Origin of the sequence: Mesorhizobium sp. M1365 (assembly GCF_040317865.1) — a bacterium.
In the GTDB taxonomy this organism is placed as follows: domain Bacteria; phylum Pseudomonadota; class Alphaproteobacteria; order Rhizobiales; family Rhizobiaceae; genus Mesorhizobium.
On record NZ_JAMYLG010000032.1, the window covers coordinates 47,729 to 57,944 of the forward strand.

General features: G+C 63.9%; 12 protein-coding genes. 3 read left to right on the forward strand and 9 right to left on the reverse strand.

Annotated elements, in window-relative coordinates; genetic code table 11:
• Window positions 1-58: 58 nt before the first annotated feature.
• The 9 genes from NKH04_RS25295 to NKH04_RS25335 form a co-directional block, all read right to left on the reverse strand.
• Complete coding sequence (locus tag NKH04_RS25295) at window positions 59-772, reverse strand: hypothetical protein (RefSeq protein WP_352922181.1); 714 nt, start codon at window positions 770-772, stop codon at window positions 59-61.
• A complete protein-coding gene (locus tag NKH04_RS25300) occupies window positions 772-1,263 on the reverse strand; it encodes a hypothetical protein (protein ID WP_352922183.1) in 492 nt (163 codons plus the stop codon). Before NKH04_RS25300 ends, NKH04_RS25295 begins: the two co-directional genes overlap by 1 nt.
• 2 nt (window positions 1,264-1,265) lie before the next feature.
• Window positions 1,266-1,934 carry a hypothetical protein gene (locus NKH04_RS25305; RefSeq protein WP_352922186.1) on the reverse strand — a complete coding sequence of 223 codons (669 nt, stop codon included), beginning with the start codon at window positions 1,932-1,934 and terminating at the stop codon, window positions 1,266-1,268.
• Window positions 1,935-2,139: 205 nt separating this feature from the next.
• Entirely contained in the window at window positions 2,140-4,593 is a 2,454-nt protein-coding gene (locus NKH04_RS25310) for a phage tail protein (protein WP_352922189.1), read from the reverse strand.
• On the reverse strand, window positions 4,590-5,192 hold the full coding sequence (locus tag NKH04_RS25315; protein WP_352922192.1) for a phage connector family protein: 603 nt from the start codon (window positions 5,190-5,192) through the stop codon (window positions 4,590-4,592). The genes NKH04_RS25310 and NKH04_RS25315 overlap by 4 nt, the downstream gene beginning before the upstream one ends.
• Before the next feature lie 284 nt (window positions 5,193-5,476).
• The gene (locus NKH04_RS25320) at window positions 5,477-5,722 is read right to left on the reverse strand and encodes a hypothetical protein (RefSeq protein ID WP_352750282.1); all 246 of its coding nucleotides are present in this window, start codon (window positions 5,720-5,722) and stop codon (window positions 5,477-5,479) included.
• Between the two features lie 210 nt (window positions 5,723-5,932).
• Window positions 5,933-6,922 (reverse strand): Coat protein, encoded by a 990-nt coding sequence (locus NKH04_RS25325; protein WP_353045157.1) that lies wholly within the window; start codon window positions 6,920-6,922, stop codon window positions 5,933-5,935.
• A 23-nt stretch (window positions 6,923-6,945) separates the two neighbouring features.
• Window positions 6,946-7,248 (reverse strand): hypothetical protein, encoded by a 303-nt coding sequence (locus NKH04_RS25330; RefSeq protein ID WP_353045158.1) that lies wholly within the window; start codon window positions 7,246-7,248, stop codon window positions 6,946-6,948.
• 767 nt (window positions 7,249-8,015) lie between these two features.
• A complete protein-coding gene (locus NKH04_RS25335) occupies window positions 8,016-8,588 on the reverse strand; it encodes a hypothetical protein (protein WP_352770668.1) in 573 nt (190 codons plus the stop codon).
• 120 nt (window positions 8,589-8,708) lie between these two features.
• Here NKH04_RS25335 and NKH04_RS25340 point away from each other — a divergent pair, with 120 nt between their 5' ends.
• From NKH04_RS25340 to NKH04_RS25350, 3 genes are all read left to right on the forward strand, one after another.
• On the forward strand, window positions 8,709-8,897 hold the full coding sequence (locus tag NKH04_RS25340) for a type II toxin-antitoxin system HicA family toxin (protein ID WP_352638347.1): 189 nt from the start codon (window positions 8,709-8,711) through the stop codon (window positions 8,895-8,897).
• Window positions 8,898-8,901: 4 nt separating this feature from the next.
• Window positions 8,902-9,303: a type II toxin-antitoxin system HicB family antitoxin gene (locus NKH04_RS25345; protein WP_352541138.1), complete on the forward strand. Its 402-nt coding sequence runs from the start codon at window positions 8,902-8,904 to the stop codon at window positions 9,301-9,303.
• Window positions 9,304-9,498: 195 nt separating this feature from the next.
• Window positions 9,499-9,816: a YMGG-like glycine zipper-containing protein gene (locus tag NKH04_RS25350; RefSeq protein ID WP_292654509.1), complete on the forward strand. Its 318-nt coding sequence runs from the start codon at window positions 9,499-9,501 to the stop codon at window positions 9,814-9,816.
• Window positions 9,817-10,216 lie beyond the last annotated feature (400 nt).

Below are 10,216 nucleotides of genomic sequence, written 5' to 3' on the forward strand. Positions count from 1 at the left end.
GGACCCACTCGCCCGAGGCCCACTCACAGCCTCGACGGTATCGTCCTTGGTCCTGCCGTCAGTCGCTCCCGACCGCCCCACCCAGCACCTCCGCGGCACCCTTCGGGTCCTTGGCGATCATCGCCTGGGCGAGCGCCTTTGCCGTGTTGGCGCGCCAGGCGGCCTCGGCGGCCTGCCGGGCCACCGGGTTGCCCATCTTGCCGATCAGCTCGAGCCCGCTCTGCCTGATGGCATCGAATGTTTCTGTGTCGTCCGGGTCGCTTTGCGCGATGGCGCTGGTATAGCCGTCCTCGACCTTGCTCCACTCGGCCTGCTCATAATTCTGGCGCCGCGCGTGCTGCTGCGCCGCCATGCGTGCCGAGCCGGCGAGCCGCAGAGCCTGCTTTTGGGCGAGGAAATTGGCGCGTTCGCCCTCCGGCACTTTCGCCACGGTGTCGTCGAAGATCTGGTCGAACAGGCCGGGCTTGACGACGCCGTCGCTGCGCGGATCGAGCTGGCCATACATGAAGTCGTGCAGGCCGCCGCCGTCGGCCGGCGCGGTCTGCACCGCCACGGCCTCGGCATGCGCTATGCGTGCGTTCAGCTCGCGGCCGATAATGTCGGCATCGAAAGCGTCCTGCTGCTGCTTCTGTTGCTTGAAGCGCTCGGCAATCGCCGAGAGCTCGTCGCCAAAGCCTTGCATGGCGGCGCCCACCGGCGAGCCGCTGGGATAGGAGGCCACAGTGCCGGTATCGAGGCGGCGCTGGGCAAGCTGGAGCGGGATGGTGGCCATCAGTAGAGGCCTCCACCCGGCGCCGGCGGGAAGGCGCTTCTGCCGAACGTCACCGCCTTGGCCGGGTCGTAGAGGCCGGAGATGCCCGACACGAGGTTGCCGCCTGCCTTGAAGATCGAGGCGCCGACCGCCTGCCTGCCGGAAAAGCGCGCGATCGCCGCTTGCGTGGCGAGACCGTTCTGGCGCAGCTGCGAGCCGTACTGGATCGCCTTGAGGTCGAGCTGGCCCTGCCTCGCATTGGCCGCCAGCACCTCGGTCGGCGAACCAGAAATAGCGACGCCCGAAGCGCCGGCCTGGGCACGCGCCTGCGCCTGCAGCAGATCCTGCTTGTGGCGCTCCTGGCCCTGCTCGAAGGCCGAGCTTTGGGCGTCGGCCCGCGCCTGCTGTTCATAGGCTTTGGCCTGGTACTCGGCCATCTGCTTGGACTGCTGGCCTTCCGCCAGCGCGCCGCCGACCGAAAGCGCCGTACCGATAAGAGCTAGTGTGCACATGGTCAGCCTCGTTCGCCGGCGGGAATGAATTTGCTTTTGATGCCGTCGACCGGCGCACCGATCGAAGGCCGCCGGTCGAGCACGCCGCCCGGGCTGAGGAAGGACAAAAGCAGTCGGTCGGCCTGGATCGCCGGCCGGCTGAGACGCGATGGCGCGGCGGCGCGCGGGCCGGCCATGGCAGTGCGCCGGATGGTGGTCAGGTTGACTCTGACCCCGGCAGCGCCGTCGGCATCGAACATGCCGTTGGCGATGATGGCGCGGCTCAAGGCATCGGCCGCGAACAGTTCCTGGCGCAGCTGTTCGATCAGCCAGTGGATCGTGCGCCAGCGCTCGCCGAGCGCCTCGGCGTTTGTCCTGACCTCGTCGCCCGGCGCGGGCGTGGCGGCGACGGCTTCGGCGGGGGGTTCGTCCAGGGGGGCGCCAATGCGGCGCTCGTCCGCGTCCTCGATGGTTTTCTCGATCAGCGCGATTTCAGCGTTGCAGTCGTCCAATGCGGCACGCGCCGCCGTCAAATTGCCGGCGCCGAAGATCGCGTCAAACTTTTCCGTTTCCAGCTCGCCCTTGCGGGCGATCGCATCGTTGAGGTCGGTGTCGAGCAAGGCGCGGATGGCAGCGAAATCGGCAGCCGTCCGCGCCCAGCCGAGGTCTTCGGCATGGGGGAGTTGAGTCACGGGTGGGTTCCTTGGTTGGGGAAGCGATGGAAGACGGAGCGGGTGATCTCCCCCCTCGAGGGGGAGATGGCCGGTAGGCCAGAGGGGGTCGTCTCGCGTGGAGCTCCAACCCCCTCAGTTTGCGATAGGAGGCCGCGTCAGGACGAACCGACCCCTCTGTCGCCTTCGGCGACATCTCCCCCTCGAGGGGGGAGATCAGCAGTTTCTAAGGCTCGGCGTCGAACACCGGTGTCATCGCCCTGATCGTGCAGGGCGTTGGATTGACGTGGCGGATCTTCACCCGCCCCTGCCCTTCCCAGCTATCGTCGATCGGCACCTCGACATTGCCGGTGAACAATTTCGCCATGCCGTCGGGTGCAACCACAGACGGAATGCGAACCTGCTCCCAGCGGCCGCGGATGAACGACTGGACCTGAAGCCCGGTTGTGTCGGTTTCCAGCAGCGAAAGAATGAGCTTGGCCACCTTCTTGCGCCGCCCGACGATCGATCCGTCGCGACCGCCGACGTCGAGCTCCAGCGTGTTGGCTTCGGACTGGTAGCCGAGCCCGACCTGCCATTTGGCTGCCTTAGCCCCACCGGGCAGCGAGACCGCGCCAGCGGCCACAGCAAGGCCCTTGTAGACCTTGCCATCGGCCAGGACGTCGGCTGTTTCTCCGTTGAGATGATCAAGCCCCGAGACCGTGCCCACAGCGACGCCGCCATAGGTCAGGCCGCAGTCGACTTCGAATGCATCGCCGATCCCGCCATACTCAAACGGCGCGGTCTTGATTTCGATATAGCGCCTGGTCACGCCGCCGATCGTGCGCTTGACGATCAGCCAGAGATCGTCGTTGCCGTCCTGGCCGGGCGTCACCACGGCGCTTTCGACAACGGCCCAGTTCGATCCTGCGAAGCTTCCGGCGATCTGGTGGATGTGCATGCCGCGAACGTCCTGCGACGGCTGGTGCGTGTAGCCGCCGAGTTCGCCATCCCCGAGCGGGAACCAGAGCAGCGGATCGGGGTCGGTCTGGAAGGCGAGTTCGACGACGCCTTTCTTGGGAATGTGCTCCGATATCTGACCGACATCGTCGGAGGTGAAGCGGCCGGTGGCGTTTTGCGTCAGCTCGGCGATCGATTTCCGCGAGCGGGTGACATAGAGGAACGACTGCCCCGCATCGACGGGACGCAGCGGGGCACAACCGAAAGTCCGCGACCGGCGGTTCTTGAACGAGGACGGCGTCAGCGCCTCGTCGATGCCGGAACCCGACAGCGCCCTCACCCCGCCAAGCGTCCCGATGATCAGCGCGCCGTCCGATTCCGCCACCCACGTAATGTCGTTGGCCTGGCCGCCACCTGCCTGCACGAATTCCAGCGCGTCGGTGTCTTTCTCACCGGTGGCGAAGTTGTCGAAATCGCCGGTTTGCGAGGCATAGACCGAGAATTTTCGGCTGAACGCCAGGCGCTCCTCGTAAAGCGAACCGCTCTGGACATACTTGCCGGGCACGAACGTGCCGAGACGCCAGCGAATGATCGGGCTGAGATCGGGCAGAGCATGCCCGTACAACTGGACCGTGACCACCGTCGTGCTGGTCCGGGCAACGACCTTGGCCCAGCGCCAGAAGCCATCCGCGCCAAGCAGACGAATGGCGCGGCCGATATCGCTGGTCTGGAAGCCGATGCCGTCGTTGATGCCGACGATCGAGGAGGCCGAGAGATCGAACGGCGTTTGCGACGGCGCGTATTCGTGCAGGGCCAGTTCGGCGATAGCGGTTCCATCGCTGCCGCCACCTGAAAACAGTAGCTGATAATATTCGTAGGCAACCGTGTTGTTGAAGCCGTCGAAGAAGCGGGTTTCCGACTTGGACCAGCCGGTCTCTCCGTCGCGGCTGTCGAGCGTCGTCCAGTCGGTGCCGTTGTGCGAGGCCTGGAATTGCCACTGGGTCGGCGATGCAGTGTCAGAGTGATCATTCGTGGCGGTAATCCAGTAGGCGTCGACCGTCTTGGCCCCGCCGCCGAACTGGTAGCGCAGATACCCGCTCGGAAAGCCCGCTATGTTCTCCCCCTTCTGCTTGTCGCCATCGAACACCTGCCACACGTCGGATGAGCCGTTGCTGTTGCTGACCGTGCCGCTTGGCAGCGTATTCGAGGCCATGACCGGCATGGCGTTGCCGGTTGCGGCCGGCGTTAGCGTCGTGGCCGTGGTGTTGATCTTGTCGTAAGGGCCGTCGAGAAAGACGAAATCGGCCAGCGTCCAGGTCGTGTGCGCGGTGCGCGTCAGCACTTTGACCGGATGATCCTTGTGGGTGATCCACATCTGGTCTGCCGACTGGACGAATTGCAGGTCGAACAGATCGGGCTCGGGATAAGGCGAAACGACTTCGACCGTGCCGACACGCGCGCCATAGGCGTAGACGCGGATGTAACGATCGCCGAATTCGAGCGCATAGGCCTGGTCGGCCGAGAAGATGAACGGGATCAGCCGTGTCGCCTTTGACGGAGCCTTCACCTGGGCGCAAAAATACGTGCCGCCGCGCTTCCTGATGCCGCCATGCGGCAGCGTGACGAAATTCATGCATTTGGACAGCGCCGCCCGGTAAAGATCGAGCGAGGCGCGAGCATGCAAGCGGGGAGAAATCTCGCCGCGGATGAAAGCATCTTGGACCGGATAGAGCGTGGTCATCGGCCGACGCCCCGGCTGTCGCCGCGCTGGAAAGCCCAGGACGTCGTCGAAAATCTGCCGCCGCGCTGGATGGCATTGGCTGAATAGGCGGCGTCCAGCGCCCTGTCATAGGCGCTGCGTGCGACGTCGATCATGCTGGCCTTGTGGGTCAACGGATGCGCGATCTTGATGGCGAGCGCCGCCACCAGCACTTCGGTGAACAGCGCGTCCCAGTCGTTGGGGTCGGTCAGGTTGGCGACATAGCGGATGATGCGCGGCCCGGCCTGATCGGAATAGACCAACCCGGCCTCCTGCCGCCATGAGAGCGGCACGCCGTCCGGCTCGCCGCTATGGGTCAGCGGCAAGGGCCGCAGGCAATCGGCGGGAAGCTCATAGGCGAAGTTCAGCGTGCCAGCGCCGCTGCCGGTGTCGAAGCCGGCGACCGAGGCCGCCAGGATGGCGAAGACAAAGGCGTGCTTGGTCAATTCGGCCTCGCGGGTCAGGTCAAAATGCAGATTGAGCAGGCGCGCCGGCTTGGCGTCCTGGTCGAGGCTGTCGATCGGCGCCTCGTCGAGCACGGCGAGCGCCATGTTGGCGATGTAGAGCGGGGTGATGGCCATGGCTCAGGCCTCTGTCTGTATGGTTGGTCGGAGAAAACGGGGCATGGTGCCTCCACGGCAAAAAGCCGCTTCGAAGCGGCTGGGGATTTTTTGTGATTTGTGGCTTGGGCAGAACGTTGCACGTCTCGTGCATAGAGCGTCACAACGCCAACCGCCCCGTCAGGACACGGGTGGCAGGCGCTGCGTGATCCGTCTCTTTTCCGGTCGAAGCAAGGAAGCAATGCTTCGGCTATTGCGGTTCACGACACCGCCGCGCAACGCGGCGATGTCTTGCCTGAATTGTGTCAGCCGATGCATGCGCCGGTCGAGATCCCTGTTTCAGCTGACTTGGCAAAGACGCTTGCTTTCACCCTTCCGGCACCTCCCGCCAAAGCCAAGCCCCTGTCCAGGGCGTCCTGAAGACTTGGCGTGTAGTAGGCGGTGTCTTCCAGGCCGCTGAAGAAGTTTATGCGATGAACTTCCCCCTTCTTACTCATGACAATGCCCGCTTTTCGGAGCACTTCCTGAACTGTTTTGTACTTCATGTTCATGGTGACCTCCCTTACCAAGACAAGGCAGCATCGCCCTTTCTTGTAACTGTTTGGTGCCGTCGATTGGCCAAAGGGCAACATGAATGTTGTAGCGAACGCCAAAATTCACATCACTCCGACGCAGCGCAGCGGGTGAACTTGCGGGTCGCCACGGTGGCCGACCTGGCGTCCAGAAGGGGCGGGACGTCTGATGCCCGCCCCTTCGCCCGATCAGGCCTCGGTCGTCTTCAGCGCGATGAACGTCATGTGCTTGACGCTCGACGCCGTGCGGTCCCAGTTTGCCGCGAGTGCCAGCTCGGCATCGGTGGCGAATTCGCCGGCCGAGGACGCGTCGAGAAAGCGGGTGCCCGGCACATGCGGCACGAAATGCCGGCGGCCGACCATTTCGGTGACACCACCGCCATGGCCCTGCCGCGGCTTGCGGTCGAACTCGAGCGGCCCGCCTTCGGTGTTGACCGGCAGCTCGTTCCACAGGATCGCCTTGTCCTTGAACATGAACGCCGTGTAGACGCCGCCGGCAACCGGAATGTCGTCGTCGACGACGGCCCTGAGCCCCATGTAATAGGGGATCAGCGGCCCGCCCTGCTCGGACGACGGCACATAGTCGATGAGGTCGGCGAGCTTCAGCGCCTTCATCTGTTTCGAATGCATCCAGATCGTCTTGAACTTGTCGGCGCGGTCGCCCATCAGATAGGCGGCCTCGATGATGTCGGTGTCGACGATGGAGGCGCCGGTGACGCGCACCAGGTCACTGCCGTCATTGGCGATGTTGTCGGCCAGCACGCCTTTCAGTATGCCCAGCAGCGTCAGCTTGTTGGCGCGCTGCCGGTAGTCGGTCTGGCGGCGCACGATAAGCTTCTGCGGATCGTCGCCGGCAAGGATCGAGGTCAGATCCGGGATGCCCCAGGCCTGCGCACGCACATTGCGGGCCGCGACTTCGCGGCGCGCGCCGATCTTCTTCATCTCGATCGAGTCGGCCGGGTCGTCGTTGACCGGCTCGGACGGATCGTTGCCGAGGTCCTTCCAGCCGGGCATGTCGACGGAACGTCCGCCCAGGCTGAGCTTCGAGGCGATCGACGGGTCGGAAAACAGGATCCCGGCCTGGTAAATCTCCAGCGACTGGACGTGCTCCTCGAACGAGTATTGCGCATAGACGGACGGAACGATCGCGTCCGCGATACGGGTATAGACGTCTGCCATTTTTGTCTTCCTTCAGGTTTGGGTTAAAGAGGATTGTTGGGCATCCACAGGTCGGGATTTTCGCCGGCCTCGCGTGCCAGCCGCCGGGCGCGGGCGGGGTCGCTTTTGACGAGCGCCGAGATGCCAGTCAGGTTGCGCTCGCCGGCGGCATTGCGCTTGAAGGGATTGCCTCCGCTCAAGGCAGCATTGCCGTCGATCGTGTCTTCGCGGAACATCGCCTCGCCGATGGCGTGGAACGCCTTGGCGATCTGCGGGTCGGTCAAGGCGCCGTCCGGCAGAAGGATACCCTTCGCCTTGTAGGCATTGACCAGTCCGAGCTTTTTCATCGCCCGGTTGGCGACCTCGAGCTTCTGGCGAAAGCCATCGCTGCCGGTCGGTCCCCAATCCCTTGGCCTGCTCGGCCATGTAGCCGACGAAGCGGTCGTGATAGGCCTGTGCGACCTTCGGGGTAGCACCTGCCTCGACCGCCCAGGCCTTGGACGCGTTGGCGAGCTCGTCCGAATAGGCGAAGTTTTCGGGGAGCCCGTCGGGGCGCCGGTACTCGACCTTGTCGGGCGAGGTCAGCGGACGCATCGCCTCGGGCAGCCGGGCATGGAACCTGTCCCAGTCTTCCCCAGGTGCGTCCGCGGCCGGAACGCGCAGGCTCTCGCCCTGCTGCCGCTCCAGCTCCGCATAGGAGGCGAAGACCCGATCGAGGCTTTCAGGCTTGGTCCAGCCCTTGGTTTCGGCGAGCTTGCGGTTGCCTTCGGAAAGACCGTCAAACCAGCTTGTGGCCGTGGGCGGGGCGGACCCGTTTTCGCCGTTGGCCGGTGGCCGTGCAAGGTTGCCCGCCGGTGGCGCCGCCACCACGGACCCGGCGTCTGCCAGATCTGTCATGAGAAGATTCCTTTTGTTACAGAATTAAGGGCCGGTGATGAGAGCAGTGGCGGCGAAGCTTGGTATCTCCCACCTCGAGGGGGAGATGGCCGGCAGGCCAGAGGGGGTAGCCGCGCGTGGAGCGCCGACCTCATCTGTCGCCGGGCGTCGCGCCCGTCGAACCGACCCCCTCTGTCGCCTTCGGCAACATCTCCCCCTCAAGGGGGGAGATTAGCGCCTACGCATTATCGCCCCAGTTCTCCCAGAGCAGCGTGATGGTGCCCGACACCGCCATCGTGCCGTCGGCGTCGATATCGGTGCCGGTCGCAAACGCCAGGTTGAGATAGAGGTCGACCGGCGTCGCGGTGCCGTCGAGCGTCAAGGCTGCGGCAACATCGGCAATCGATGCGCTCGACGGCGCGGCACCCGCGCCATCCAGCGTACGGCCGGTCGCGCCCAGCACATTGACCATGGTGCCGGCAAGCACCGCGCTCGATGCTGCCGTCGAGCCGAGCGACCAGGTCAGCGCGGCATTGTCGTTGATGGTCGACGCGCGGGTAGTCAGCACCGCGAACTGCAGCCGGGCCGTACCGCCCCTGATGCGGATCTTGCCATCGATGAAATCGAACAGCTTCTGGCTGGCATAGGCCAGTGCATCGGTGACCGGCACCGGCATGGCATTGAAGGAGAAGACGGTGCGGTAGGCGCCGCCCTGTCCGGTCGTCCTGGCGGTGAGCCCCGCCCTGGGCGGGGCAAGGCCGGCTTCTCTGGCGGCGGCACGCGAAAGCGTCCGGGCAAGACCTCGGGTCATTTGATTTCTCCATTTTTGGGATTTTTCGGGGATTGAAAAAGGCAGCGATTGGACCGCCGCACGCAAACTGCGGCAAATCCGCATGGACATTTGGATCAGTTATGTGTATTTATACACAACATGAAGGGCGCCGATGTCATCCACAGGCTGTTGGCGGATGGCTGGTACGAAGTGGCTCGAAAAGGAAGTCACGCCCAGTTCAAGCACAAATCCAAGCCGGGCCGGGTGACAGTTCCGCATCCCAAGCGCGACATCCCGATCGGCACTCTCAAGAGTATTGAAAAACAATCCGGCGTGAAGCTGAGGTAGAGAAATGCGGAACTATATCGGATTGATCCACAAGCAAGCGGACAGCGACTTCGGCGTCTCCTTTCCCGATTTTCCGGGCCTGGTGACAGCCGGCGTCAACCTGGATGATGCCCGTGCCATGGCCGGGGAAGCACTGGCCTTTCATGTCGAGGGGCTGGTCGAGGATGGCGAGGCCATTCCCGAGCCGTCATCCCTGGAGGAAGTGATGTCGGACAAGGACAATCTGAGCGGTGTCGCCATCCTGGTTCCCTTGAAAGCTGAAGCTGCGAAGGTCGTGCGTGTCAACGTCACCATTCCGGAAGATGTCCTCGATCAGATTGACCGATATGCGGAGCGCCACGGCTACAGCCGATCCGGATTTCTGGCCGCTGCGGCGAAAAAGGTAATGCAGATCGAGGCAGCGTAGCGCTCTCGAAGGCGCGACTGGAGATGAAGCTCTTTGGGTCTTGTTCGGTTACTTTCTTTGCGGATCAGGCCGTCAGACAAAAACAACCATGTCTTATTTCGTGAGGCACGGTGCCTATGTTCCGCCGCAAATGCGACCGTACTTGGCAAAATCAGCCTGCGAATTAGTTCATAGACTTCAAGGGAGTATCAGACGATGACCATGTCCAGAGCCATTGCCGCCATGTTCGTAACCGCCGCGCTGGCAGGCTGCGCGCAGACCGAAGCACAGCAGAGAACCAGCACCGGTGCGCTGCTCGGCGCCGGCGCCGGCGCGCTTGCCGGCCAGGCGATCGGCGGCAACACCAAGAGCACGGTCATCGGTGCCGGAGCCGGCGCCTTGCTGGGCGCCGTCGTCGGCAACGCCACCACGCCGCAGCCGCGCAGCGAACAGCTTTGCCGCTATCAGGATCGCACCAGCGGCCGCATCTACACCGCCCCCTGCGACGACCGGTATTATAACGGCGATTATTGAGCGTAGCCCCTTCTCCCCGTTTTACGGAGAGGAGGTCCCGGTAGGGGGATGAGGGGCAGCGCAAACTTCTGAAATGCCGGCACCGCCCCTCACCTGCCTGCCGGCATCGCTCTCCCCGTAGAACGGGGAGAGGGGCGCAGCGTCAACCTCGCGCATCCGTTTCCCTGACGATTTGGTCCTTCCCCTGATTAGAGGTCAGCGCTATCGTCCAGGGCTACCCACGGGGGCGGGCAATGCGGACTATTGCAACATTGAGGCCGGCGATCCTGCGCCTCATAATCCTTTTGTCGCTTTGCTTGTTTGCAATGGAGATAGTGTGCTGAAGGTTCTGCAAAAAGTTTTGGAGAGAGAACGGGGCTTGCTCTGAGGGGCGAGCGGCCATGGCACGGTGGTGACGTTG